This window comes from Mycobacterium sp. E2733, from assembly GCF_001667585.1.
In the GTDB taxonomy this organism is placed as follows: Bacteria; Actinomycetota; Actinomycetes; order Mycobacteriales; family Mycobacteriaceae; genus Mycobacterium.
Window position 1 is genome coordinate 1 of sequence record NZ_LZJZ01000054.1, and the last position, 25124, is coordinate 25124.

Sequence of the window (25124 nt, forward strand, 5' to 3'; positions counted from 1 at the left end):
ACTGCTGCGACTCAACGCGAATGTCACCGGGCATCGGCTGCTGCGCGGTGCCATCCGCCCGGGCGCGGTCGCGCTGCGGGCGCTACCCGACGTCGCCGAGCTGCGATCCATTGCGGCTGACGTCGCCGAGGTCGCCGAACTGACCCTGCGCAACTCCGTCGTGTACGACCGATTCGCCGGGACGGCCGTCCTGCAGCGCGACCGCGCCCGGGCGGATGGCACCGCGCAGCAGCCGATGCCCGGTGACATTCGCGTTGAGTCGCAGCAGTTGTTCGCGAATGCGTTGAGCGTGGGCATGCGCGAGCGCGAACCCGACGTCGTTGGCCAGCGCGCCCAGATCGGCGGCGTGGTTGTAGAGGCGTTCGAGTTCGACCAGGAGTGCCCGCAACCGGTGCGCCTCGTCGGAAAGTTCCATTCCGAGCGCGTCTTCGATGGCGAGGCAGTGGGCGAGCGCGTGCGCAACGGAGGTGTCGCCGCTGACGCGTTCGGCCAGATCGACTGCGCCGCAGGCCGGCCGGCCCTCGAACAGCTTCTCCAGGCCGCGGTGGACGAACCACAGTCGGGCCTTGAGCCGCAGCACCGTTTCACCAGCGACGGAGAATCGGAAATGGCCGGGTTCGATCAACCCCGCGTGCACCGGGCCGACCGGGATTTCGTACACGCCGGGACCCTCGACGGTGACGAACGGGAAGCGGCCGGCACCGTCGAAATCGGGTGCGGGCGAGGCGTCGCCGCGCATGGGATACCAGTCCTCGGGCCAGTGGGCGTGCCGCACCAGCCGGCGCGCCTTGGGGTGCCCGGTGGGCCGGATCCCGTACAGGTCTGCGATTTCGCGTTCGAACCGGCTGGCCGGAAAAGACAGGTAGGCGAGCGATCGGACCGTCGGGTCATCTTTCGGCACAACGCATTCGAGCTCGAAGCGGCGATCTGGTTGTCCGGCGAGGAACAGGTAGACGACACGGAAAGCGGCGCCGTCGTCGTGGGCGGCCATCAGGGCCAGGCGAAACCCCTTGCCCAGCAGATCTTCCGCCGCCTCGGTCAGCCCGCCCCGAGAGAGCCGGTGGCGCTGCCATTGCGGCCTCATCGCGGTCCCCCGACGTCGCCGGCCGCGACGGTGAACAGGTCGGTGAGTGGGCCGGCGGTCACACCGAGGGCGATCGATGCGGCGACGCCGAGAAGCAGGGCGGCCGCCACCGTTCGCGGGACGGCGATGTCCGGGGCGGCGGCCGGGCCGCCCAGCAGGATGCGGCCCGAGTTGCGGGCCAGCGCGGCGAAGGCAACCGCAACCAACGCCATGCCCGCGGCCAGCACCCAGGTGAGCCGGGCGTCGGCCAGGGACCGGCCGATGGCCAGCTCGCTGGCGAACATCGCGAACGGCGGCAGGCCGAGCAGCACGATCACGCCGACGGCGAGCGACACACCGATGAGGCGGGAGCGCCGCAACACGGCGCCGATGTCGGCGATCGCGGTGGAGTCGTGCGCGGCCTGGAGCTGGCCGCTCGCCAGGAAGAGGATGGTCTTGCCGATCCCGTGCGCCAGCACGTGCAGCAGCAGCGCGGCGATGGCCAGCGTGGTTCCGGCCGCCGCGGCGATCGCGATCAAGCCCATGTTCTCCATCGACGAGTAGGCCAGCATGCGTTTGATGTCCGGGGTCACCGTCAGCATCAGCGCGGCGACCACCAGCGTCGCCAGCCCGAGCGCCAGCAGGCCAGACCGCATGAAGGTGGGCCCGGTGGCCGAGCCGATGATCGGCTTGAGGCGGATCAGCACCGAGAAGGCCACCGACAGGAGCACCCCACTCATCAGAGCCGAAACCGGCGCCGGGGCCTGGCTGTGGGCGTCGGCCAACCAGGTGTGGAACGGGAACAGCCCGGCCTTGGCCCCGTAGCCGACGAGCAGCAGCCCGCCGGCCAGTCGAGCGATGCCCGGATCGAGCCCACCGGCATGCGCCGCCAGCACGTCGAGGTCGAGGGCCGCGCCGGCTGGCGCCCCGGCATGCTCGGCGGCGTAGTACAGCAGCACCGTGCCCAGGAAGGCGATGGCGATGCCGACCGAGCAGATCACGACGTACTTCCACGTCGCCTCGAGCGCGCCGCGGGTGCGGCGGTGCCCGACCAGGAAGGCGGTGATCACCGTGGTCGCTTCGATCGCGATCCAGATCACGCCGATGTTGTTGGCGCACACCGCGACGACCATCGCGGCCAGGAAGGCCGCCGTCAGGGCCCCGTACAGCCGGGCGCCGCGCGTGTCGGTGTGGCCGTGCGCGAGTTCGGCATCGAGGTAGCCGATGCTGGCCCAGGTGGCCAGTGTGGCAACGGTTCCGATGACGATCAGCATCGTGACGGTGAGCGCGTCGATTCGCAGCAGGCCGCCCAAGGCGAACCGGGTGCCCGGCCCGACCCGGAACGCGAGCGCCGCGCCGCACGCGAGCACCGTGACCGCCGACAGTACGATCAGCGTCGCTGTCGCCCTGCGCCATCCGGCAACCAGGACGGCGATCGAGGCGCCGACCGGGATAAGGATCGCCGCGAGCAGTAAACCGGTCATCAGTCGTGCAGCTCCTGTAACGCGTCCAAGTCGGCACCGCCGAAAGCACGGGACAGGCGGCCCGTCAGCACGCCGATCACGATGACCGCGAACAACACGTCTAGCGAGGCGCCGAGCTCGACGATCAGCGGCACCCCGGCGGTGAGCAGAAACGCGGTGGCCGCGATCCCGTTGTCCAGCACGAGAAATCCTGCGGCCTGTGACACCGCATGCCGCCGCGTGACCATCACGAGCAATGCGATGAGCACCACCGCGGTGGCGGCCGGGACGGCTGTGGTCGTGGCCGCCGGCTGCAGGTTCACCAGGGGCCGGGTGGCGGCGAACGCTGCCAACGTCAGCGCGGCGGTGATGAGCAGCGACGTGGCGGTGTTCACCAGCGGGGTGGCTTCCCGGCGCGATCGCGCTTCGGCGCCGCCCGCGCGCGCCAGCAGCCGCGGCAGCACCGCAACCCGCAAGATCAGCACGGCCACACCGACACCGATGAGCGCACGGTCGCCGTCGTACGCCCCGCGCAGGACGGGGATGGCCGCCAGCGCGGCGCCCTGCCATGCCAGCAGACGGATGATGGCGACCAGGTCGCGGCGCCACACGATCAGCACGGCGGCCAAGAGCAGCCCGCCGGCGGCGAGGTCGACCAGTACCGAAAACGAGCCGTACGTCACGTCGGCACCACGAAGAAGTTGGCGGCGACGACCGCGAGCAATGCCAACAGGAACGATCCGGCCAGCAACTCGGGCACCCGGAACAGCCGCAGCTTGGCGACGAAAACCTCGACGGTGGCCAGCAGTCCCGCCAGCAATGCGACCTTTGCCGCCACCGCCGCGACGCCGACGACGATGTCGACGGCACCGGGCCGGCCGCCGGCGATGCCCCACGGCGCGAACAGGTTTGCCAGCAGCGCCAAGAGCACGGTCAGCCGCATCCCGGCCGCCCACTCGACCAGGGCCAGCCGCGGACCGGCGTATTCGAGGACCATCGCCTCGTGAACCATCGTCAGCTCGAGATGGGTGGCCGGGTTGTCCACCGGCAGCCGCCCGGTTTCTGCGACGATCACGATCACCAGCGCGGCGAACGCCAGCACCGCGGCCAGCGACACCACCTGCCCGGGATGGGTGATCGTATGCGCAACCAGCGCACCGAGATTGGCCGACCCCGCCGGCATGGACAGGGCGAACACCGCCAGCAGAATGGTGGGTTCCACCAGCGCGGCGATGGTGATCTCGCGGCTGGCGCCCATGCCCCCGAACGAGGTACCGGTGTCGATCCCGGCCAGGGTCAGCGCCACGGTGCCCACGAACAGCAACCCGACCACGGCGAACAGGTCGGCGCCGGCATCCAGTGGCGATCCGGTGGCGACCAGCGGTGCGATCGCGGCGATCAGCAGCGCGGTTCCGGCGACAATCGCGGGTGCCGCCGCGAACACCACCGTGGTTCCGCGTGGTGTGATCTGTTGCTTGCCGAGCTGTTTGACGATGTCGCGCCACGGTTGCAAGACGCCGGCGCCGGCGCGGCCTTCCCAGCGCGCCCGGACCTGCCGGGTCAGCCCGACCACCAGCGGCGCCCCGGCCATCACGCCGCCGATCTGGACCGCGCCCGCGACATAGGACAAGACATTCATCGGGCGACCACCAGAACGATCAGCACACCGAGCGCGCCGTAGGCCAGATACAGGTGCACGCTGCCGGTGTGGGCGCGCCGCACCAAAACCGCTGCGGCCTCGACCGCCCGGATCACCGGGGTGTAGCAGCGTTCCTCGATCGCGTCCGCGATTCTGGTGCGGTAGGTGATCTTGTCGGCCAGGTACCGGGACTCGGCGCTGTGGGTGACTTCGATGTCGGTGTCGGGTCGCAGGACGTCGTCGAAGATGCGCTGCAGCGGCTCGGCGAACGAGGTGGCCGTGTACTGCATCCGCGGGGTGAGATCGTCTGCGCCACAGGCCCACAGCGGCAACGTGGCGGGCGCCGGGCGCCGGCCCCGGCGCCAACGTGCCAGGATCGCCGCGGTCAGCGTGGCCACCGCAACGCCGGCGGCGATCACGCCGGGTGCGATCGAGCCCGGTACGCCCGGCAGTCGCACCATGGCGCCGAGACTGGTGAACTCGATGGCCCGCGCCGCCGGCAGCGCGGCGACCGCGTGGCGCAGCGCGGGTGCTACGACCGCGGGCGCCACAGCCAGCATCAGGCAAGCGGCCGCCGCGACGGCCATACCGGCCAGCATGGTGCCCGGCGCCTCTCGCGCCCGGGCGGCCTGCTCGGAGCGCGGCCGCGCCAGGAACCCGATACCGAATGCCTTGACCATTGCCGCCACGCCCAGGCCCGTGGTGAGCGCGACCGCGCCGACCGCGAGCGGCGTGGTCAACGCCAGGACGGCGGAATGCTCTCGCGCCGTGTGGATCAGCGACTGCACCAGCAGCCACTCGCTGACGAACCCGGCACCCAGCGGCAGCCCGGACGCGCCGAGCGCGGCCACCCCGAAAAGGGTTGTCGTCGCGGGCATCCGGCGGGCCAGGCCGCCCAGCTGATCGAGGTCACGCAGCCCGGTGGCGGCCAACACCGAGCCCGCCGCGAGGAATCCGAGGCTTTTGAAGGCCGCGTGCGCGACGAGGTGCAGCATGGCGGCGGCCGCGGCGATCGTCGCCGGACCCATCGCGCCGGCGGCCGCGAATAGCGTGGCCGCTCCCAACGCCAGCGTGATCAATCCGAGGTTCTCGGTGGTCGAATAGGCAAGCAGCCGTTTGAGATCCGTGGCCACCGAGGCCTGCACCACGCCGTAGAGCGCCGACACGCCGCCGACGACCATCAAGGTGAGCCCCCACCAGCGCGGCCCCGGGCCGAGCAGCTGCAAATCGACGCGGCAAATGCCATAGACCCCGAGGTTGACCATGGCCGCGCTCATCAGCGCCGACACCGGACTCGGCGCCTCCGGGTGGGCGCGCGGCAACCACGCGTGCAGCGGTGCCAGACCGGCCTTCGAGCCGAACCCGGCAAGCGTCAACAGGAACACCGCGGTGCACGCGCCCTGCGGTATCCGGTGCAGGTCGGCGAAGCGGTCCGCGCCGCCCGCCGCTGACAACACCAGCAGGCCGACCAGTATCGCCACGAACCCCAGCTGGGTCATCACCGCATACACCAACCCAGCGGCGCGAACCGTCGGGCGGGTGTGGTCGGTCAGCACCAGCACGAGCGACGCGACCGCCATCAACTCCCACACCAGCAGGAAGGTGGTGACCGACGCCGCGGCGGGCACCAGCAGCATCGCCGCGACGAACGCCGGCAAGACGGCCAGGGTGACCGGCCCCAGCCGCTCGCGCCGGGCATACCCGATCGTGTACAGCCCGACCACCAGCGCGACCGCCCCGGTGAGCGCCATGAAGAATCCGCCCAGCTGGTCGAGCTCCAGTTGGACTCCCGCCAGCGGAAGCAACCATCCGATGCGGACCGCGCGCACCGACGCGAACATCCCCAGCGCACCGGCCCACACCCCGGCCGCACCCAGCAACGAGGTCAGCACGCCCGCCCCGATGGATGATGAGTCGTAGCGGCGCAACAGGTTTGGTTCAGGCACCACGCGGGTCGCCAGGTCGGCGGTCACCTGCCGGTCACCGACCGCAGCGCCGCGACGATCTGGGTCGGCGTCGGCGGGCATCCCGGGATCTCCACATCGACGGCCACCGTCTCCCCGACCGAGCCGGCCACGCCGTAGGCGTCGCCGAACACCCCCCGATCGATGGCGCAGTCCCCGCAGGCGATCACCCGCCGGGGCCGCGGTGTGGCCTCGATAGTGGCGCGCAAGGGACCGGCCATGTTGTGGGTCACGACACCGGTCACCAGCAGCGCGTCCGCGTGCCGCGGGGAGGCCACCAGGCGGGCGCCGAATCGCTCGGCGTCATAGACCGCCCCGAAGGCGCCCCCGATCTCCACCTCGCACCCATTGCACGAACCCGCGTCGACGTGCCGGATCTGCAGCGAACCACGCACCCCGGCGGGCGGCCCGGTCGTCGCCGGCGGTGCCGGGGGTGCGGGTTCGGCGATCCGGCCGACGCGCAACGCTTTGCTGATCCACCCCATGGGCGCTACTCCGCACCGCCGGCGCGCAGACCTTCCAGCATCGCGACGCGGTCACTGAGCACCCCGGTGAGCACCTTGCGTGCCACCGTCAGCAGTTCGGCGATGTCCGCGGAAGCGATCGAATAGACCATCGTGTTGCCGTCCCGCAGCGCGTCCACCACGCCCGCCCGGCGCAGAACGCCGAGCTGCTGGGACAGGTTCGACGCTTCGAGCCCGACCTCCGGCAGCAGCTCGGCGACCGACTTGTCGCCCCGCACCAGCAACTCCAGGATCCTGATCCGCGCGGGATGCCCAAGCGTCTTGAAGAACTCCGCCTTGAGCTTGTACAGCGGCTCCGTCACGATCCAGCTCCTGAGGATTACAACAATTCTATGTATGAACGATTGAAGAATTTATCAGGTATTTCAGGCTGCCGCCGACTGGTGCGATGTCGATCGACCGTCCCATAGGCCCCGATGAGCAGCAGAAATCGCCTCGAGAAATCGTCCGCTCAGCGGGATATGACTTCGCACACACCAGGCGAATCGCCCGGCCTCCGGTATCGGGACCTGGTTTTATATGAAATGTATTTCATGAAGATTGACATACGTCTTTTGTATCGCGTAACTTGCCTCGCATGTACGGTTTTCTTTCGGTGGCAGGAACCGGCCGGCCGGCGAGCGCCATCCTCATCGGCGTTCTCGCGCTGCCCTTAATCGCTTCGGTGAGCGCACTTCTGGCCGGCTCGCACTACCCACGATTGGTCGGCCGCCTGGGCGCCTCAACCGCGGGCGCAGGTTTCGCCGGCGCGGTCCTACTCGGCCTCTGCGCAACGGTCCACGGCCCGGTCTCGGCCACGCTGAGCTCGACCGAAGGCACCTTGATCGCGCAACTGGAAGCCAACCGGCTCAGCGCGTTGCTGCTGGGGCTGGTGTACGGCGTGAGCACGGTCGTCCAGATTTTCGCGCTGCGCTACCTCGCCTGCGACGGGCGCGCGGCATGGTTCACCGCCGGTGCCGGCCTGCTAACCGCGGCCTCGGCGGGCCTGATGACTTCCGGGACCCTCATCGGACTGGCCGTCTGCTGGACCTTGGCCGGCATCGCGCTGTGCCTGCTGCTGGCCACCTACTGGGAGCTGCCCGCCACCCGCGAAGGTGTCCGGCGGACGGCCACGGCGTTTCTGTTGGGCGATCTCGCCCTGTGGTCCGCGGTCGGCTTACTCACCGCGCGATGGGGCAACGTCGATCTCTCCACATTAGGCCACAACGGATTCGAGCACTCGTCGCCGGTCCTACCGGCGGCAGCCGGCTTGATCGTCGTGGCGGCGCTCTCACGATCGGCCCAGATCCCGTTCCACCGCTGGCTGCCCGCGACCCTCGCTGCACCAACCCCCGTTTCCGCGCTGCTGCACGCCGGTGTGGTCAACGCCGGTGGGGTGTTGTTGGTGCGGCTGAGCCCCGTTGTCAGTGGATCTGCCGTCGCCATGGGCCTGGCGTTCGCCGCCGGCACGCTGAGCGTGGTCTACGGCGGCGTGGTGATGCTCACCAAAGCCGACATCAAGGGATCGTTGGTGTATTCAACGATGGCCCAGATGGGCTTCATGGTCCTGGCCTGCGGGCTGGGATTGTCCGCAGCAGCGGTATTCCACCTGGTGGGCCACGGCTTCTACAAGGCCTCCATGTTCCTATCGTCCGGTTCGGCGATAGCGAAGCGCCGCCGAAAGGCCGCTCAGCCGGCCGCGCCCACGTTGACCCTGGCCCACTTTGCGGTGATCCACTTCGCGGCGATGCTCCTGGCCGCCGCCGCGCTATACGTCGCCAGCAGCATCGTGCGGGTGCCCACCGCCGAGCACGGCTCGGCAGCAGCACTGCTGGTCTTCACCTGGGCAACAGCCGCGGCGGCGTTGGCCGGCTGGCTGACACGCGACCCCAGTCCACGCGCCGCCCTCACCGGCGCCGCGGCACTGCTCCTGGTGGCACTTGGATATGTGGCCCTGGTGAACAGGGTGACCGGTTTGCTGGCTCCCGATCTGCCCCCGGTCGCCGTACCCGCCGCCTCGTCGCCGGGCATCGTCGCGGTGGCCGCAATCCTGGGGGCGCTGGCCCTGCTGCGCCAGGCGCCGCCGAACGGCTGGGTCGGCAGCCTGCAGCGCGCCATCTATACGAAAGCGCTTGTGGCCGGCCATATCCCAACGCCTCGCCCGCGGCCCGTGCCGACCACCCGTCCCCTGACCAACCAGCTGACAGGAGTGCTCCGGTGACTACGGTGGCTGACCGCATCTCAATCGACACCCACCGCGCGCAGTTACGCAGTGAAGTAAGCCTGGCCGCGCGCGTGATACCGACGCACTATCCACTAGAGACGTTCATCGCGGTCAATCCGCTGGCCGGCCTGGAATCGATGCCCTTCGAGCAGGCGGTCCGGCGTGCCGGTGACCTCTACGGCATTCAAGGTCTGCTCGACGAGACGGCCTATCGTGACCTCTACCGCCGTGGACGGATCACCGACACCGACCTGGAATCGGCGCTGCGGCAGCGGTATCCGGTGCTGCTCGACGGAGAGCCCGTTAAAATGGGCGCGCGCGTGGTAACACCTTTCGAAGTGTTGCGCAGCGACCTGCTCAACGGAAGCACCGCCCCTAAGCCGGCACGGCGCAACAAGACCCGCAGCGAGCAGGTGGCACCCCGAGTCGCCCAGCAGGTGGACGCACAAGCAGCCAAATGGTGCGCGGCCTTTTTCGGCTCCCCTTCGGCGGGCTGGCCGATGCCGCACCGGCACGACGGCTTCTACCACGCCTGGCGCGTGCTGGCCGCCGGGGACCACACGTTGAGCCGGAAGGCGCGCGCCGCGCTGCGACAGCTGCCCAGCCGCTCCGATGACGCCGCGCTGCAGGCCCTGCAGCAGTTGGGAGTGGCCATTGACGAACGGATCACCTACTTACAGGCGCACCTGACCCGGCTTCCGGGTTGGGCCGCTCACGTCCGTTGGGTGGCGGAGCGCGCTACCGGTGTGGACTTGCTGGATTACCTCGCCATGCGCCTCACGTACGAGGCAGTGTTGCTGTCCCACAACAGTTCACCGCAGGACGACGCGGGTGACGACATCGCCTCGAGCATTCCCTCTGCCCGTGAACGGGCCGCCGCGTTGGCCCGGGCATGGGAGCTGGACGGTGTGAACGACGGGGATCTGGGCGCGACCGCGCGGGTGTTGTCGGCGTTGCCCATCACTGCGCGGCCCATGATCTGGCAGCAGGCCTACGAAGGAAACTATCGCGACGCGCTGCTGCGATCGTTGACGCAACGAACACCGGAACCGCGCAATGTCCGCCCCCGAGCCCAGCTCGTGTGCTGCATCGATACCCGGTCCGAGGGACTGCGCCGCCATATCGAATCCCTTGACGGATACCAAACTTTCGGCTTCGCCGGCTTCTTCGCGGTAGCCATCCGGTTCACCGGCCTGCTCGGCGGGACGCCCAACGATCTGTGCCCGGTGCTGATCAGCCCGGAGCATGAAGTCGCGGAAAGCCCGGCCCCCTCCGCCGCCGTCGCCGCGCGCCGCCTGCGCACCGGCAGCATCATGATGGCCGGCGCCGAGGCGGCCTTCCACGCTGCCAAGCAGGCTCTGATCGCGCCGTTCGCGTTGGCCGAAGCCGCGGGCTGGGCCGCCGGTCCGTGGGCAGCGGCCAAGACGCTGAGCCCGAAAGGCAGTGCCGCACTGCGGCGGCGGCTGCGCGACCGACTGGCGCCCCCGGCCCCGAGCGTGCTGTCGATCAACGACACGGCCGAACTCGCCCGTCGCACCCTCTACGCACAGGTGGCGCTGACCACCATGGGCCTCACCGACGAATTCGCGCCCCTGGTCGTCCTCTGCGCACACGGCAGCCTTACGGAAAACAACCCGTATCAGGCGGCGCTGGACTGCGGAGCCTGCGGCGGCCAAGCCGGCGGACCGAACGCCCGCGCCGCCGCGGCGATCCTCAACGACGCCGGTGTCCGGCGCGAATTGCGCACCCTGCGCATCAATATTCCGGACGACACCTGGTTCGTCGCAGCTCAACACGACACCGCAAGCGATCGGGTCACCGTCTTGGACGAGCACTTGCTTCCGGCCACCCATCGCTGCCACGTGCGCCAGCTCATCGGCGATCTCCAGATAGCCGGAGCTGAACTGGCGGCCGAGCGCAGCTCAGGTCTTCCCGGCGGCCCCGCTGCGCCCCGCCCGGAACGTGCCGCTCGCCACGTCGCCAACAGATCCGGCGACTGGGCACAGGTCTTTCCCGAGTGGGGGCTGGCCGGCAACGCGGCCTTCATCGTCGCGCCACGCGCCATCACACGCGGAATCGATTTGCATCGACGGGTTTTCCTGCACTCCTATGAGGCCGACGTCGACCCAGAGGGCAGCGCACTGGAAACCATCCTGACCGCCCCCATGGTGGTGGCTCAATGGATCAACTGCCAGTACTACTTCTCGACGGTGGCGCCGGAGATGTTCGGTGCGGGAACCAAGACCATCCACAATGTCGTCGGCGGCGTGGGGGTGCTGGCCGGCCACGGTGGCGACCTGCAGCTGGGCCTGCCTCGCCAGTCACTTACCGATGGCCGGTCCTTCGGACACGAACCTATGCGCCTGTTGACGATCGTCCAGGCGCCGCTACGGCGCATCGACATGACGATCCAACGAAACCCGTTGCTACAGCACCTCTTCGGAAACGACTGGGTCTGCCTGGCAGCACGTGAGGACGCGGACCACGCCTGGCAACGCTGGACCCGCGGCGGCTGGCGGACCTGGGACGCCGCCGCAGCGTCCGACCCCAACCACCCCATCGAACAGGAGGTAACCCCATGTCGGTGAACGGACTGACCAAGATGACCAAGATCGAAGTCGTCGTTTCCGGAGAAGACGTACCCGCGGTTCGCGACCAGTTCCGTAGCGCCGGGGCCAACGGTTTCACCAGTGTGTCCGGAGTTTCGGGCCTCGGTCACGGCGGCTACCACCAAGGCCGGCTGCTCTTCAACCAGCAGGCGGCCCTCGAGCTGCTCATCACCGTCGTCCCTGAAACCAAATCCGAGGCACTGATCGCGGGACTGCGCCGCCTGCTTGACGACTCGCCCGGGGTCATGTTCGTCACCGACACCTACGTCAGCCGACCCGAGTACTTCGCCTAAACCCCTCGAAGAAAGGAAGTCACCATGTCCAACCCCTCGACCGCCTGGCAACGTCTGCAAGCGGGCCATCGACGCTTTTCCGCCACGTTGCGGTCCAGGCAGAGGTTCGCCGCAACGGACCGCTCGCCCGTCGCGGTGGTATTCCGCTGCGCCGATTCCGACATGGCAAGCGAGGTGTTGCTCGACCAGCGCCGCGGTTCGCTCATCGACGTCAGCACCTGGGGTCACGTCGTCGACACCGGCGTATTGGCCACGCTCGAGTACGCCGTCGGCACACTCAAGACACCGCTGATCGTGGTCGTCGGCCATCACGGCTGTGCCGCAATGCGTTCCGCACTCACGGCCTGGAATAACGTTGCCTTCCCCGAAGGCGCGGCTCGCGCGGTCGTTGAGCAGGCGGTGGCTTCGCTCACCCGGCTCGACGCGAGCATCGTTGACGCCGACGAACTTTCGGCCGCACACGTGGTGCAAACCGGCGTCACGTTGCTGCACAAGTCGCCGATGATCGCCAAGGCCGTCGACAGTGGGCAGACGGCGATCGTCTGCCTCGTCGGCGATCGCACCGACGGCCGGCTCCGCGTCTGCGCGACCCTGGGCGCCGTTTCCGAAACCGAGTCACCACTGCTCGAGCGCGTGTAACGGCCACCGGGGCGCCATCAGAAGGAGGATCCATGAAGTCACTCGTCGCGGCAGCACTGATAGCCGGTGCCGCGGTCTCACTACCCCCGACCGGTAACGCCGCCGGCCAGGACGACCAGTTCCTGGCGGCGCTCGCCCGGGCGGGCATCCCCGCCCACGACGGCATACCCTCCGTCATCGAACACGGCCGCGCCGTGTGCCAGGCGCTCGACGGCGGGATGTCGGCGGGCGAGGTCGTCGACCGCCTGGCGAATTACGCCTACGGGCTTGACCCCTCCAACGACCTCGGCCGGTACCAACGCAGTTTCGACCGCTTCGTCCAGGTCGCGGTGTCGGTTTACTGCCCGGGCAGGTCGGGATCCGTTGGGTGGGATGGACGCCGCCACGTGATGCTCGTCTCGTACGCGGTCCCCGCGGAGGCCTCCGAACCGCCCGCGGCACCGCCGCCGGTACCGGACGCCAAGATGCTGGTGCCGCCGGCCGCGGCCCCGGCGCCGGCCAAGGAGCCGCCCGCGGCCGGCCCCCAGCCGGGTCTGGGCGGCGGTCGCAACGGCCCGGGCGCGAACGGAAGCGACGGCAGCGGGGCCACCCCCGCGCCGCCCTCACCCGATCTCGGGCCGGGTCACATCGTCCTCTTGCCGTGACGCCGACCCCCACTTCGTCGCCTGCGCCGGCTCGCTCGCGGGATGGGCGCCCGTCCACGCATCAGGACAGGGCTGCGATGAGCTCGCCCACCGAATGGCTCGCTTCGAGTGGGTGGCGCAGCTTGCCCTCCGGATTCAGCTCGTATACGTTGCGACGGCCCACCTTCGACTTGGTCAGGTAGCCTTCGTCCGTCAAATCGGTCAAGATCGCCTGCACTGAACGCTCCGTGATGCCGATGCGCAACGCCAACTCCCGGGCCGTCAATGGCTCCCCGCTGGATACGCAAAGCAACACGTGTGCGTGGTTGGTCAGGAACGTCCAGGTGCGCTCGGAAGCATCGGCAGCGGGCTGCGCCGCCGAACTTCGATTCCGGGCAACGTTCACCCGGCCATCGTACTACATCTGAGTTTCGCGTAAAAAAATTCGTCAATTTGGCAGCGTTGTCGTGGTCGCCCGAACTCCCTCAGTCCGACAACGTCGCCCAGAAAGACTCGACCGCGTCGCGGTAAACCTGCGGTGCCTCATCGTGAATCAGATGACCGGCATCCCCCACATGCAAATAGGTTGTGGTGGAGTGCATTTCGGCCATTTTCCGCATCTGCCCCGGCGGCGTCACCGAGTTGCCGGCCTCGATGAGCAGCGCCGGCGCCCGCACCGCCCGCCACTGCACCCAGTAGTCGCGGGTGCCCCATTCGGCGGCTATCTCGATCCATTGCGCGGTATGTCCGTGCAGGCGCCAACCGGTGGCGGTGCGGTCGAAGGCCTCCAGGAAATAGCGCCCGGCAACGGCCCCGAACTCGTCGATCACCTGCTCCGCGGATTCGAACTCGACCGGCAACGCGTGCAACCACGGCTCCCATGGACCGGTGGTGCGGCCGCGGAAGTCCGGGGCCATGTCCTCGAGCACCAGCGCGGACACCAATTCCGGACGTTCCGCGGCCAGGCACCACGAGTGCAGCGCGCCCATCGAATGCCCGACCAGCGTGACCGGCGCTTCCAGCGCGCTCACCGCGTGGGCCAGGTCGGCCACGAACCGCTCGGTGCTGATCGGATGCGGGTCGTCGACGCCGCGGCCCCGATGCCACAAGGCGTCGTAGGTGTACACGGCGCCCAGCCGAGTCAGCCACGGCAGTTGCCGCGACCACGTGGTGCCCCGCCCCATCAGGCCGTGCAACAGCACCAACGGCTCGCCTTGGCCCCCGCGCCAAGTCAGCAGTTCACCGGGCATGTCACCATCCTGCGCGCCCCGCCCTGTAGTTGGACAGGCCGGGCGAAGGGGTAGCCTAGCGGCATGCCGCCAGTGGTGAAGATCAACGCAATCGAAGTGCCCGCCGACTCCGGCCCGGAGCTGGAGAAGCGGTTCGCCCACCGGGCACACGCGGTCGACAACCAGCCCGGCTTCCTCGGGTTTCAGCTGCTGCGCCCGATCAAGGGCGAGAACCGCTACTTCGTCGTGACGCAGTGGGAGTCCGAGGAGGCCTTTCAGGCGTGGGCGCAAGGGCCCGCCATTCAGGCCCACGCGGGCGAGCGGGCCAACCCCGTGGCGACCGGGGCCTCGCTGCTGGAATTCGAGGTTGTGATGGACGTTGCCGGCAACAAGCAGGCTGGCTAGCGGGTACTCGGCCCGGCGCCGCGCGGTGGCGTTGAGCGCCGCCGCCGCACTGGTAGTCACGTTCGCGCCCGGTTGCACCTCCTCCCCCTCACCGCAGGCGAACGCGGCCAATCCCGGCCGGCAGATCGACGTGCGGACGCCGCCCGGTATCCGGGCACAGCAGACGCTGGACATGCTCAACTCCGACTGGCCCATCGGCCCGGTCGGCGTCGGCACGCTCGCCGCGCCCGACATGGTCAAATCGGTCGAGACCACCATGGAGTCGCTCTGGTGGGACCGGCCGTTCGCCCTCAACGGCGTTGATCTGGGTGCCAGTGTCGCGACGTTGCACCTGACGTCCTCCTACGGTGCGCGACAAGACATTCGCATCCACACCGACGACGGCGGATGGGTCGACCGGTTCGACCTCGAGACGCAGGCACCGAAGATCGATTCGTGGCACGACATCGATGCGCTGTTGAGCAAGACCGGCGCCCGCTACTCCTACCAGGTCGCCAAGGTCGACAACGGACACTGCGATCCTGTCGCGGGCTCCAACACCGGTGAATCTTTGCCGCTCGCATCCATTTTCAAGTTGTACGTGCTGCACGCGCTGGCGGGTGCGATCAAGGACGGAACGGTGACCTGGGACGATCAGTTGACCGTCACCGACAAGAGCCGCGCGGTCGGCTCGTCCGGTTTGCAACTGCCTGCCGGAGCACAGGTTTCGGTTCGGACGGCCGCCGAGAAGATGATCGCGACCAGCGACAACATGGCGACCGACCTGCTGATCGGAAAGCTGGGCACACACGCCATCTCCGAAGCGCTCGCCACGGCGGGCCACCACGACCCCGCCAGCATGACGCCGTTCCCCACGATGTACGAGCTGTTCTCGGTCGGCTGGGGTAAGCCGGACCTGCGCAGCCAGTGGCAGCATGGGTCACCACAGGTCCGCGCCCAGCTGCTGGAGCAGGCGAATTCGACTCCCTACGAACCAGATCCGATCCGGGCCCACTCGCCGGCGTCGTCCTACGGTGCGGAGTGGTACGGCAACGCCGAGGACATCTGCCGAGTTCATGCGGCCCTGCAGGCCGACGCCGTCGGCAAGGCCGCACCGGTCAGACAGATCCTCTCCGCGGTGTCGGGCATCCAGCTGGACCGCAACGTCTGGCCGTACATCGGCGCGAAAGCCGGTGGGCTGCCCGGCGATCTGACCTTCAGCTGGTACGCCGTCGACAAGACCCAGCAACCGTACGTGGTCAGCTTCCAGCTCAACTGGCCACGCGACCACGGGCCGACCGTGACCGGGTGGATGCTGCAGGTCGCCAAGCGGGCCTTCGCGCTGATCGCACCGCGCTGAGGAGTTACCAGCGCAGCGTCCAGCAGCCGCCGCGGTGATGCAGGGCGGTTCGACTGACCGGCGCGATGTCCATTCGCCAAAAGGACTTCGCGGGAATGTCCAGGGCCAGCAGAATCGCCGCCCGGATCACCGCCGGGTGCGTCACCGCGACGGTGGCAGATACGTTCTGGGTCAACGAATTCAGCCATCGGCCCACCCGTTGCGTCAGATCGGTGATCGACTCGCCGCCGTGCGGCGCCGAGGCGGGATCGGCCAGCCAGACCGTCAGATCGTCCGGGGGCACGTCCTCGAGCCTGCTCCCCCGCCATCGACCGCAATTCAGATCGGCCAGCAACGGGTCGGTCGCGGCGGCCAATCCCAGCAAGTCCGCCGTTTGGTGGGCCCTTCGCTCGGGCGCGGTGAAATGTCGCACGCCACGGGCGAATTGGGCGGCAACGCCTTCGGCCTGTCGACGGCCCATTTCGTTGAGGGGTTCGTCGGCGGGGAAACGCGCGGCGGCCGTGGCATCGGTCGTCGCGTGTGACACCAACGTCAGCCGGAGGACCTCCGTCACGCCGCGATTGCCGTTGCCCGTCCGCTCCCGGCGCGCTCCCCCAGTAGCCGCCCGGCGAGCGTCGCGAACACCACGCCGATGGTCATCCATAGCACTAGTTGGGTCGCCAGCGACAGCACCCTGAATTCGTAGAGAACGTCGGCGGGAAAGCCCGGGTAGACGATCGCGCCCGACGCGTCACGCAGCGGTTCGGGCGTCTCGTCCACGTTCGGCAGCAACACCGCCGCCACCGCGACCGCCGCGATGTATCCGCCCGCCGCGAGCAGCCGCCCGTTCCAGGCACCCAACCGGACCGTCAGCCCCCGCGCCAGCCAGACCGCGGCGACGGCCAATACCACCGATGCCAGCACCATCACCAGGTACCAGCCGGTGCGCGCCCCGATCGTGTCCGCCTGGCCCACCGCAGGTGGGTTCGGCGGATACTTCACGAACGGCACCAGATACACCGCGACGAACGCGGCGGTCGCCAGCAGCAACGAAAGCGCCCGCACCCCAACACTCGTCGCTCGTGTGACAACTACACAGAACAGCACCCCGAACAGCGCGCCCACCGCGACGCCGAAGATGAGCACGCCGAAGCCCAACCCGGCATTGGACTGAACACCGCGGCTGAACAACTCGGCGCCGTGCTCGTGCACGCCGTGAGCGTTCTCGGCGTCGGCGCGTCCGTCCTCAAAAGCGATCGCGCGGCCGATCACCGGCTCCGCGCAGAGGCGGGCGAAGGCGAACGCCAGCACCGCACCGACTGCTCCGGCCAGCAGGCCGCGTCCGATCAGCCGCTTCTCCACGTGATCAGTGGCAGGGGAAGCCGAGCAGGTGCCGCGCGTCGTGCAAGAACTCGTGCACGTGCGAATCGCTGCCGAACAGCGACACCGCGCCCTGGTCGACGCCGACGAAGTAGAGCGCCAACAGCGCCAGGAAGGCGGTTGCCGCCAACCAGACCGCGGCACTCGCCGCCGACAGGTCGACCGATCGGGTGCGGCTTCCGGTTAGCTGGGTGTTCGACACGATGGAACTCCTTCCGGGGATATACGCGTCCCCACCGGTGATGACGGGCCATGGGTCTGACTATCGACAGTGGCGCGACCGTTCTGGACTTTCACCAGATTCCGTTGCCCGTCAGGACGAAGTCAGTGTAAACCGGGGCTCAATGCTGTAGCGGCGGGGCGCCGTAGCCCAGCTGGCTAGGACGGTGAGCCCGAACACCTCGCCGCAGACGCGCTGGATTTCCCAGCCTGGGAGGTCGTTGGTGGTGACGATCAGCACACGCGGACCCCTTACCTGCGAAACGGGCGGTCAATCCCGTCAGAGATTAACCGCCCGTTTGCAGTGCTACTGCGTCTCGGGGGCCGCGTGTGCCCCGGCCTTCGCCAGGTCCGGCTCGGCCGGCGGCTTGCGGGTCCCGGTGAAGGTGAACACCGCGTCCTCGCCGGCGCTCTCGCCGTCCCAGTTGTCCACGTCGACCGTGACGATCTGGCCCGGCCCGACCTCCTCGAAGAGGATCTTCTCGGACAGCTGGTCCTCGATCTCGCGCTGGATGGTGCGCCGCAGCGGGCGGGCACCCAGCACCGGGTCGAAGCCCCGCTTCGCCAGCAACGCCTTCGCCTTGTCGGTCAGCTCCATAGCCATGTCCTTGGCCTTGAGTTGGTTGCCGACCCGGGTGATCATCAGGTCGACCATCTGAATGATCTCTTCCTTGGTCAGCTGGTGGAAGACGATGATGTCGTCGATGCGGTTGAGGAACTCCGGGCGGAAGTGCTTCTTCAGCTCGTCGTTGACCTTCTGCTTCATCCGCTCGTAGTTGTTCTCACCGCCACCCTGGGTGAAGCCCAGGCCGACCGGCTTCGAGATGTCGGACGTACCGAGGTTCGAGGTGAAGATCAGCACGGTGTTCTTGAAGTCCACCGTGCGGCCCTGGCCGTCGGTGAGCCGGCCGTCCTCGAGGACCTGCAACAGGCTGTTGTAGATCTCCTGGTGGGCCTTCTCGATCTCGTCGAACAGCACCACCGAGAACGGCTTGCGCCGCACCTTCTCGGTGAGCTGGCCGCCCTCTTCGTAGCCGACGTATCCCGGCGGGGCACCGAACAGCCGCGAGGCGGTGAACCGGTCGTGGAACTCGCCCATGTCGATCTGGATGAGCGCGTCGTCGTCACCGAACAGGAAGTTGGCCAGCGCCTTGGACAGCTCGGTCTTACCGACCCCGGACGGGCCGGCGAAGATGAACGAACCAGACGGGCGCTTGGGGTCCTTCAGCCCGGCGCGGGTGCGGCGGATCGCCTTCGAGACGGCCTTGACCGCGTCCACCTGGCCGATGATCCGCTTGTGCAGCTCATCCTCCATGCGCAGCAGGCGCGTGGTCTCCGCCTCGGTGAGCTTGAACACCGGGATGCCGGTCCAGTTGCCCAGCACCTCGGCGATCTGCTCGTCGTCGACCTCGGCGACGACGTCGAGATCGCCCGAGCGCCATTGCTTTTCGCGCTCGGCCCGCTGGGCGACAAGTGTCTTCTCGCGGTCGCGGAGGCTGGCCGCCTTCTCGAAGTCCTGGGCGTCGATGGCCGATTCCTTCTCCCGGCGCGCCTCGGCGATCTTCTCGTCGAACTCACGCAGGTCTGGCGGCGCGGTCATCCGGCGGATCCGCATCCGGGCGCCGGCCTCGTCGATCAGGTCGATCGCCTTGTCGGGCAGGAACCGGTCGTTGATGTAGCGGTCGGCCAGGGTGGCCGCGGCCACCAGTGCCGAGTCCGTGATCGACACCCGGTGGTGCGCCTCGTAGCGGTCGCGCAGACCCTTGAGGATTTCGATGGTGTGTTCCACCGTCGGCTCGCCCACCTGCACCGGCTGGAAGCGGCGCTCCAGGGCGGCGTCCTTTTCGATGTACTTGCGGTACTCGTCGAGGGTGGTGGCGCCGATGGTCTGCAGCTCACCGCGGGCCAGCTTGGGCTTGAGGATGCTGGCCGCGTCGATCGCGCCCTCGGCGGCACCCGCCCCGACCAGCGTGTGCAGCTCGTCGATGAACAGGATGATGTCGCCGCGGGTGTTGATCTCCTTGAGCACCTTCTTCAGGCGTTCCTCGAAGTCACCGCGGTAGCGCGAGCCGGCCACCAGCGAGCCGAGGTCCAGCGTGTACAGCTGCTTGTCCTTCAGCGTCTCCGGCACCTGGCCGTGCACGATGGCCTGTGCCAGGCCCTCGACGACGGCGGTCTTGCCGACGCCGGGCTCGCCGATCAGCACCGGGTTGTTCTTGGTGCGCCGGCTCAGCACCTGCATGACGCGCTCGATTTCCTTCTCGCGGCCGATGACCGGGTCGAGCTTGCCCTCCATCGCGGCGGCGGTCAGGTTGCGCCCGAATTGGTCGAGCACCAACGAGGTTGACGGGCTGCCCGATTCGCCGCCGCGGCCGCCGGTCCCGGCCTCCGCGGCCTCCTTGCCCTGGTACCCGCTCAGCAGCTGGATGACCTGCTGGCGCACCCGCGTCAGTTCGGCGCCGAGCTTCACCAACACCTGGGCGGCCACGCCCTCACCCTCGCGGATGAGCCCCAGCAGGATGTGCTCGGTGCCGATGTAGTTGTGGCCGAGCTGCAGCGCCTCGCGCAGGCTCAGCTCGAGAACCTTCTTGGCGCGCGGCGTGAACGGGATGTGTCCCGACGGCGCCTGCTGGCCCTGGCCGATGATCTCCTCGACCTGGCTGCGAACTCCCTCGAGGGAGATGCCCAGCGACTCCAGCGACTTGGCGGCAACGCCCTCGCCCTCGTGAATCAGACCCAACAGGATGTGCTCGGTGCCGATGTAGTTGTGGTTGAGCATCCGGGCCTCTTCTTGCGCCAGGACGACGACCCTGCGGGCACGGTCGGTAAATCGTTCAAACATCGGTGGTTACCTGCTCTCCCTCACCATCGGTACTAGCCTGTCAGTGGCCCACCGGTCCCCGTTGGGGCCCGGAATCGCATACCTGCCATCCACTGTAATGGTCGGCCTGCCAGGGGGCATAACCTTGCGGTTCCTTGCTGTCCAAGACCCGCGGGGCCCGTTTTGGGCGATCTCCCTGTGATTACAGCGCCGTAACCGAACCAACGTGGCGGGGCGCCAATTCGTTTCCTTACTAGCCGGCGATCTTTTTCGCGGCCAGCGAAATGACAAACCGGCGCCCAGGCCTTTGCCGCCCGGACGCCGGTGAGAGGTTTGTCAGGTCGCCGCGTGGAACGCGTCGATCACATCGGCCGGGATCCGACCGCGGGTCGACACGTTGTGTCCGTTTCGGCGGGCCCACTCGCGGATCGCCGCGCTCTGCTCACGGTCGATCGCACCACGGCCGCGACCGGAGCCGGAACGCCCACGCCGCCGACCGCCGACCCGACGTCCGGCTTCCACCCACTGCTTCAGGTCGCTGCGGAGTTTCGCGGCATTCTTGGACGAAAGGTCAATCTCATAGGTCACCCCGTCAAGCCCGAATTCGACCGTTTCGTCGGCTGCGCCGGCACCGTCGAAATCATCGACCAAGGTGACGGTCACTTTTTTCGCCATTAGCTTATCCTCGCATTTCGTCCTGAGCAGTTGCCGAGCAGATTGGGTGAGCCTCCCCGGGTCATCAATCTGCCATGACAACGCAGCATACTCAATCCGGCCCCAAGCCGCACAGTTGCACTTTTCAAGTGGAGTGCGGCCGAACAATCGGGAACAAAACTGTCTCTCGAATTGACAGTCCGGTCAAAGACATCAACAACCGATCGATACCCATTCCCGTTCCCGTACACGGCGGCATCGCATACTCGAGGGCGGCGAGAAAGTCTTCGTCGAGCACCATGGCTTCGTCGTCTCCGGCCGCCGCGGCGCGGGCTTGGGCGGCAAATCTCTCCCGCTGCACCACCGGGTCGTTCAATTCGGAGTACCCGGTGGCCAGTTCGATGCCGCGCACGTAAAGGTCCCACTTCTCGGTAACACCGGGGATGCTGCGGTGGTGACGCGTCAAAGGCGTTGTCTCAACCGGGAAGTCCCGCACGAAGGTGGGGGCGGTCAGCGTATCTCCCACCGTGTGCTCCCAGAGCTCCTCGACGAGCTTCCCGTGCCCGTATCCACGGTCGCGGGGAATCTCGACCCCGAGCCGGTCCGCGATGGCCCAAAGCCGGTCGACCGACGTCTCGGGGCTGATCTCTTCGCCGAGTGCCGCCGACAGCGACGGGTACATTTGTATCGACGCCCATTCTCCGTCTATGTCGTACACGGTCCCGTCGGGCAGCGGTAGTTGTCTGGTTCCGATCGCCTCATCGGCGACCTCTTGAATAAGCTCACGGGTGACGACTGCCGAATCGTCATAGGTTCCGTACGCCTGGTAGGTCTCCAGCATGGAGAATTCCGGAGAATGGGTCGAATCCGCGCCTTCGTTTCGGAAGACTCGATTTACTTCGAAAACCTTGTCAAAACCCCCGACGATGCAGCGCTTGAGGAACAGTTCCGGCGCGATGCGCAGGTACAGATCCATGTCGAGAGCATTGGAATGCGTGACGAACGGTCGCGCCGCCGCGCCCCCCGCCAGCGTCTGCAACATAGGCGTTTCGACTTCGAGAAACCCGCGCCGTTCGAGCGAGTTGCGTATCGCGCGGACCACGGCGATTCTCTGCCGCGCCACCGTTCGCGCCTGGGGGCGGACGATGAGGTCGACGTAGCGCTGCCGCACCCGTGCCTCTTCGCTCATCTCCTTGTGGGCGACCGGCAGCGGCCGCAACGACTTCGCCGCCATTTGCCATGAATCGGCCAGGACGGACAATTCGCCGCGGCGTGAGCTGATCACGTTGCCGTGCACGTAGACGATGTCGCCGAGGTCGACGTCGGCCTTCCACGCATCGAGCGCTTCGGAGCCCACCTTGTCGAGGCTGATCATCACCTGCAGGGTGGCGCCGTCGCCCTCTTGAAGTGTGGCGAAGCACAATTTCCCGGAGTTGCGCGCAAATATCACCCGGCCGGCGATTCCGACCACGTCGTCGGTCGCGGTGTCGATCGGCAGGTCGGGATGGTCGGCGCGCACCTGCGCCAGGGTGTGGGTGCGTTCGATGGCCACCGGATACGGTTCACGGCCCTCCGCCAACAAGCGAGCGCGCTTGTCCCGGCGGATGCGGAACTGCTCGGGCAGGTCTGCTGGGTCGGCGTCACTCACGACGTGCCAGCTTAAATGACTGGTCTTTGAGCTTGCGTTGACGCCGTCTCAGCGCGCGGTTTTCAGCCGACCGCGCTGGGTGTCCCGGTTGCGTTCGAACACCAGGCGCAGTCCGTGCAGGGTCAGATGTTGGTCGTAGTGGCTGGCCGTATGCAGCTCAGGCAGCAGCAGCGGTGCCGTGTGGCCGGTCGCGACCACGGCGACGTCGTCGCCGGCAAAGCCCTCCACGTCCTCGCGAATGCGCCCGACCAGACCGTCGACCAGCCCGGCGAAGCCGAATACCGCTCCGGCCTGCATGCATTCGACGGTGTTCTTGCCCACCACCGAACGCGGGCGGGATAGTTCCACCCGGCGCAGCGCGGCGGAGCGGGCCGCGGCGGCGTCCGAAGAGACCTGCACGCCCGGCGCGATCGCGCCGCCGAGAAATTCACCCTTGGCCGAAACCACGTCGACGCAGATCGAGGAACCGAAGTCGATGACGATCGCAGCGCTCTGGAATCGGTGAAAAGCGGCCATGCAGTTGACGATTCGGTCGGCGCCGACTTCTTTCGGGTTGTCGACGAGCAGCGGGATGCCGGTGCGCACGCCCGGCTCGATCAGCACGTGCGGCACCGACGGCCAGTACTGGTCGAGCATGATCCGCACTTCGTGCAGCACCGACGGGACGGTGGACAGGGCGGCGGCTCCGGTGAGGCGCTCGGAGTCGTCGCCGATCAAGCCGTCGATGGTCAGGGCCAGCTCGTCCGCGGTGACCTCGGACTCGGTGCGGATCCGCCAGTGCTGCACCACCTTTGCGTGCTCTTTGGATCCGGAGATAAGCCCCACGACGGTGTGGGTGTTACGGACGTCGATGGCGAGCAGCACCGTTACCGCGCAACGATTCGGGGATCCAACAGCTCGGCGGCGTCGGCGGGCACGAAGGCCGGGTCGCTGCCCAGGTCGATCGGCTTGTTGTCGGCGTCGACGAACACGATGCTCGGCTGATAGGAGCGCGCCTCGGCCTCTTCCATGGTCCCATAGGCGATCAGGATGACCAGGTCACCGGGGTGCACGAGATGAGCTGCGGCGCCATTGATTCCGATCACCCCGCTGCCGCGCTCCCCGGTGATCGCGTAGGTCACCAGGCGCGCGCCGTTGTCGATGTCAACGATGGTCACCTGCTCGCCCTCGAGCAGATCTGCAGCGTCCATCAGGTCGGCGTCGATGGTCACCGAGCCGACGTAGTGCAGGTCAGCCTGCGTGACGGTCGCGCGGTGGATCTTCGACTTGAGCATTGTCCGTAGCATCAATTCCTCCAAGATGATTCACGGGTGTCTCGATATCCGTCCGGCCCCACAGGTGCCGGCGAAGTTTCGATCTCGATCGAGATGTTGTCCAGCAGCCTGGTGCCGCCCAGCCGGACGGCGACGAGCAGCCGGCCGGTTCTGTTGTCCCGCAACGGACCCAGGTCGGCGTCGCGCAACTCGAGGTAGTCGACCGTGAGCTCGGGCACCGCCTCGAGCACCGCGCGCGCCGCGTCCAGCGCAGCCTGCACCCCGGCATCCGCGGCGTGCGCCGCCGCGGTCAACGCCGACGACACCGCCACGGCCGCCTCACGCTGCACCGGGTCGAGGTAGCGGTTGCGCGACGACATGGCCAGCCCGTCGGCCTCGCGGACGGTGGGCACGCCGACCACCGCGACGTCGAGGTTCAGGTCGGCGACCATCTGCCGGATCAGCACCAGTTGCTGATAGTCCTTCTCGCCGAAGAACACTCGGTCGGGGCGCACGATCTGCAGCAGCTTGCACACCACGGTGAGCACGCCGGCGAAGTGGGTCGGTCGCGGACCGCCCTCGAGGTCGGCGGCCAGCGGGCCGGGCTGCACGGTGGTGCGCAGACCGTCGGGGTACATCGCGGCCGCCGTTGGCGCGAAGACGATTTCGACGCCTTCGCCGCGCAGCAGCTCCAGGTCGTCGTCCAGGGTCCGCGGATAGGCGTCAAGGTCTTCCCCGGCACCGAACTGCAGCGGGTTGACGAAGATCGACACCGCCACCACCGAGCCGGGCACCCGCTTGGCGGCGCGCACCAGGGTGAGGTGACCGTCGTGCAGCGCGCCCATGGTCGGCACCAGCATCACCCGGCGTCCGGTGTGGCGCAGCGCCCGGCTGACGTCGCTGACGTCGCGCGGGCGCGAGTAGACGTTGAGTTCGCCGGCCTTGAAGGCGGGCGGCTTGCCTGGTCTCATCCCGCGAGGACCTCGACGACGTCGGCGGGAGCGTGGGCGCGCCGGGCGGTCCGCAGGCCGTTCATCCGGTACGCCTGCGCCAGTTCCGGATCGACCCGGTTCAGTGCGGCCAGGTGACCGGCGACCGCGGCGGCGTCACCGCGCGCGACCGGACCGGTCAGCGCGGCCTGCCCACGCTGCAGGGTGTTCTCCAGCGCCGCCCTGGC

General features: G+C 68.1%; 25 protein-coding genes and 3 pseudogenes. 8 read left to right on the forward strand and 20 right to left on the reverse strand.

The features are described from left to right. A pseudogene (locus A5678_RS27835) lies at positions 1–193 on the forward strand (formate hydrogenase); the annotation flags it as partial. 210 nt (positions 194–403) lie between these two features. Here A5678_RS27835 and A5678_RS27840 read toward each other — a convergent pair. The 7 genes and pseudogenes from A5678_RS27840 to A5678_RS10425 form a co-directional block, all read right to left on the reverse strand. Next, positions 404–1084, reverse strand: a pseudogene (locus tag A5678_RS27840) (NADH-quinone oxidoreductase subunit C); the annotation flags it as partial. Beyond that, on the reverse strand, positions 1081–2547 hold the full coding sequence (locus A5678_RS10400; protein WP_068041705.1) for a proton-conducting transporter membrane subunit: 1467 nt from the start codon (positions 2545–2547) through the stop codon (positions 1081–1083). The gene A5678_RS10400 and the pseudogene A5678_RS27840, both read right to left, overlap by 4 nt. Further along, the gene (locus A5678_RS10405) at positions 2547–3209 is read right to left on the reverse strand and encodes a hypothetical protein (RefSeq protein ID WP_068041708.1); all 663 of its coding nucleotides are present in this window, start codon (positions 3207–3209) and stop codon (positions 2547–2549) included. The genes A5678_RS10400 and A5678_RS10405 overlap by 1 nt, the downstream gene beginning before the upstream one ends. Then, positions 3206–4156, reverse strand: a complete 951-nt coding sequence (locus A5678_RS10410) for a respiratory chain complex I subunit 1 family protein (protein ID WP_068041769.1) — start codon at positions 4154–4156, stop codon at positions 3206–3208. Before A5678_RS10410 ends, A5678_RS10405 begins: the two co-directional genes overlap by 4 nt. A gap of 5 nt (positions 4157–4161) precedes the next feature. After that, complete coding sequence (locus A5678_RS10415; protein WP_082945490.1) at positions 4162–6192, reverse strand: proton-conducting transporter membrane subunit; 2031 nt, start codon at positions 6190–6192, stop codon at positions 4162–4164. Beyond that, on the reverse strand, positions 6135–6614 hold the full coding sequence (locus A5678_RS10420; RefSeq protein ID WP_068041711.1) for an NADH-quinone oxidoreductase subunit B family protein: 480 nt from the start codon (positions 6612–6614) through the stop codon (positions 6135–6137). Before A5678_RS10420 ends, A5678_RS10415 begins: the two co-directional genes overlap by 58 nt. Before the next feature lie 5 nt (positions 6615–6619). Further along, positions 6620–6958: a helix-turn-helix transcriptional regulator gene (locus A5678_RS10425; protein WP_156746846.1), complete on the reverse strand. Its 339-nt coding sequence runs from the start codon at positions 6956–6958 to the stop codon at positions 6620–6622. Positions 6959–7317: 359 nt separating this feature from the next. Between A5678_RS10425 and A5678_RS10430 the strand changes: the two genes are divergently transcribed. The 5 genes from A5678_RS10430 to A5678_RS10450 are packed head-to-tail and all read left to right on the forward strand — an operon-like array spanning position 7318 to position 13041. Further along, positions 7318–8853, forward strand: a complete 1536-nt coding sequence (locus tag A5678_RS10430) for a proton-conducting transporter membrane subunit (RefSeq protein ID WP_197502094.1) — start codon at positions 7318–7320, stop codon at positions 8851–8853. Further along, entirely contained in the window at positions 8850–11444 is a 2595-nt protein-coding gene (locus A5678_RS10435; RefSeq protein WP_068041721.1) for a DUF2309 domain-containing protein, read from the forward strand. Before A5678_RS10430 ends, A5678_RS10435 begins: the two co-directional genes overlap by 4 nt. Continuing rightward, positions 11435–11758, forward strand: a complete 324-nt coding sequence (locus A5678_RS10440) for a transcriptional regulator (RefSeq protein WP_068041724.1) — start codon at positions 11435–11437, stop codon at positions 11756–11758. Before A5678_RS10435 ends, A5678_RS10440 begins: the two co-directional genes overlap by 10 nt. Before the next feature lie 24 nt (positions 11759–11782). Next, positions 11783–12397, forward strand: a complete 615-nt coding sequence (locus A5678_RS10445) for a carbonic anhydrase (protein ID WP_068041726.1) — start codon at positions 11783–11785, stop codon at positions 12395–12397. Positions 12398–12429: 32 nt separating this feature from the next. Beyond that, a complete protein-coding gene (locus A5678_RS10450; protein ID WP_068041729.1) occupies positions 12430–13041 on the forward strand; it encodes a DUF732 domain-containing protein in 612 nt (203 codons plus the stop codon). 61 nt (positions 13042–13102) lie between these two features. Here the strand turns inward: A5678_RS10450 and A5678_RS10455 are convergent, their stop codons facing one another. Both A5678_RS10455 and A5678_RS10460 read right to left on the reverse strand, forming a co-directional pair. Beyond that, on the reverse strand, positions 13103–13426 hold the full coding sequence (locus tag A5678_RS10455) for a winged helix-turn-helix domain-containing protein (protein WP_068041731.1): 324 nt from the start codon (positions 13424–13426) through the stop codon (positions 13103–13105). Positions 13427–13505: 79 nt separating this feature from the next. Then, positions 13506–14270 carry an alpha/beta fold hydrolase gene (locus A5678_RS10460; protein ID WP_068041734.1) on the reverse strand — a complete coding sequence of 255 codons (765 nt, stop codon included), beginning with the start codon at positions 14268–14270 and terminating at the stop codon, positions 13506–13508. A gap of 63 nt (positions 14271–14333) precedes the next feature. Between A5678_RS10460 and mhuD the strand changes: the two genes are divergently transcribed. Beyond that, positions 14334–14654, forward strand: coding sequence for a mycobilin-forming heme oxygenase MhuD (gene mhuD / locus A5678_RS10465; protein ID WP_068041736.1), 321 nt, complete (start codon positions 14334–14336; stop codon positions 14652–14654). Next, a complete protein-coding gene (locus A5678_RS10470) occupies positions 14629–15993 on the forward strand; it encodes a serine hydrolase (RefSeq protein WP_068041739.1) in 1365 nt (454 codons plus the stop codon). The genes mhuD and A5678_RS10470 overlap by 26 nt, the downstream gene beginning before the upstream one ends. 4 nt (positions 15994–15997) lie before the next feature. Here the strand turns inward: A5678_RS10470 and A5678_RS10475 are convergent, their stop codons facing one another. The 11 genes and pseudogenes from A5678_RS10475 to A5678_RS10520 form a co-directional block, all read right to left on the reverse strand. Beyond that, a complete protein-coding gene (locus A5678_RS10475; protein WP_068041743.1) occupies positions 15998–16546 on the reverse strand; it encodes a histidine phosphatase family protein in 549 nt (182 codons plus the stop codon). Next, entirely contained in the window at positions 16543–17334 is a 792-nt protein-coding gene (locus A5678_RS10480; RefSeq protein WP_068041747.1) for a CbtA family protein, read from the reverse strand. Before A5678_RS10480 ends, A5678_RS10475 begins: the two co-directional genes overlap by 4 nt. 4 nt (positions 17335–17338) lie before the next feature. Then, positions 17339–17554: a CbtB-domain containing protein gene (locus A5678_RS10485; RefSeq protein WP_068041751.1), complete on the reverse strand. Its 216-nt coding sequence runs from the start codon at positions 17552–17554 to the stop codon at positions 17339–17341. Positions 17555–17734: 180 nt separating this feature from the next. Continuing rightward, positions 17735–17812 (reverse strand): annotated as a pseudogene (locus tag A5678_RS27845) (heavy metal-binding domain-containing protein); the annotation flags it as partial. Positions 17813–17878: 66 nt separating this feature from the next. Continuing rightward, complete coding sequence (gene clpC1, locus A5678_RS10490; protein ID WP_068041755.1) at positions 17879–20413, reverse strand: ATP-dependent protease ATP-binding subunit ClpC; 2535 nt, start codon at positions 20411–20413, stop codon at positions 17879–17881. A gap of 315 nt (positions 20414–20728) precedes the next feature. After that, a complete protein-coding gene (lsr2, locus tag A5678_RS10495) occupies positions 20729–21067 on the reverse strand; it encodes a histone-like nucleoid-structuring protein Lsr2 (RefSeq protein ID WP_066955505.1) in 339 nt (112 codons plus the stop codon). 124 nt (positions 21068–21191) lie between these two features. After that, positions 21192–22694: a lysine--tRNA ligase gene (gene lysS / locus A5678_RS10500; protein ID WP_068041758.1), complete on the reverse strand. Its 1503-nt coding sequence runs from the start codon at positions 22692–22694 to the stop codon at positions 21192–21194. A 48-nt stretch (positions 22695–22742) separates the two neighbouring features. Beyond that, complete coding sequence (locus tag A5678_RS10505) at positions 22743–23558, reverse strand: type III pantothenate kinase (protein ID WP_068041760.1); 816 nt, start codon at positions 23556–23558, stop codon at positions 22743–22745. A 2-nt stretch (positions 23559–23560) separates the two neighbouring features. After that, complete coding sequence (gene panD, locus A5678_RS10510; RefSeq protein ID WP_068041764.1) at positions 23561–23980, reverse strand: aspartate 1-decarboxylase; 420 nt, start codon at positions 23978–23980, stop codon at positions 23561–23563. Further along, positions 23980–24918, reverse strand: a complete 939-nt coding sequence (panC, locus tag A5678_RS10515; protein WP_068041766.1) for a pantoate--beta-alanine ligase — start codon at positions 24916–24918, stop codon at positions 23980–23982. The genes panD and panC overlap by 1 nt, the downstream gene beginning before the upstream one ends. Then, positions 24915–25124, reverse strand: a 210-nt coding sequence (locus A5678_RS10520) for a DUF2520 domain-containing protein (RefSeq protein WP_156746847.1), incomplete at its 5' end; no start/stop codon positions are given. The genes panC and A5678_RS10520, both read right to left, overlap by 4 nt.

Excerpts from the sequence above, each read along its gene's own strand:
- mhuD (WP_068041736.1), top strand. The coding sequence starts at position 14,334 with ATGCCGCCAGTGGTGAAGATCAACGCAATCGAAGTGCCCGCCGACTCC.
- lsr2 (WP_066955505.1), bottom strand. The coding sequence starts at position 21,067 with ATGGCGAAAAAAGTGACCGTCACCTTGGTCGATGATTTCGACGGTGCC.
- A5678_RS10460 (WP_068041734.1), bottom strand. The coding sequence starts at position 14,270 with ATGCCCGGTGAACTGCTGACTTGGCGCGGGGGCCAAGGCGAGCCGTTG.
- A5678_RS10450 (WP_068041729.1), top strand. The coding sequence starts at position 12,430 with ATGAAGTCACTCGTCGCGGCAGCACTGATAGCCGGTGCCGCGGTCTCA.
- panC (WP_068041766.1), bottom strand. The coding sequence starts at position 24,918 with ATGAGACCAGGCAAGCCGCCCGCCTTCAAGGCCGGCGAACTCAACGTC.
- A5678_RS10440 (WP_068041724.1), top strand. The coding sequence starts at position 11,435 with ATGTCGGTGAACGGACTGACCAAGATGACCAAGATCGAAGTCGTCGTT.
- clpC1 (WP_068041755.1), bottom strand. The coding sequence starts at position 20,413 with ATGTTTGAACGATTTACCGACCGTGCCCGCAGGGTCGTCGTCCTGGCG.
- A5678_RS10400 (WP_068041705.1), bottom strand. The coding sequence starts at position 2,547 with ATGACCGGTTTACTGCTCGCGGCGATCCTTATCCCGGTCGGCGCCTCG.
- A5678_RS10445 (WP_068041726.1), top strand. The coding sequence starts at position 11,783 with ATGTCCAACCCCTCGACCGCCTGGCAACGTCTGCAAGCGGGCCATCGA.
- A5678_RS10420 (WP_068041711.1), bottom strand. The coding sequence starts at position 6,614 with ATGGGGTGGATCAGCAAAGCGTTGCGCGTCGGCCGGATCGCCGAACCC.
- A5678_RS10415 (WP_082945490.1), bottom strand. The coding sequence starts at position 6,192 with ATGCCCGCCGACGCCGACCCAGATCGTCGCGGCGCTGCGGTCGGTGAC.
- panD (WP_068041764.1), bottom strand. The coding sequence starts at position 23,980 with ATGCTACGGACAATGCTCAAGTCGAAGATCCACCGCGCGACCGTCACG.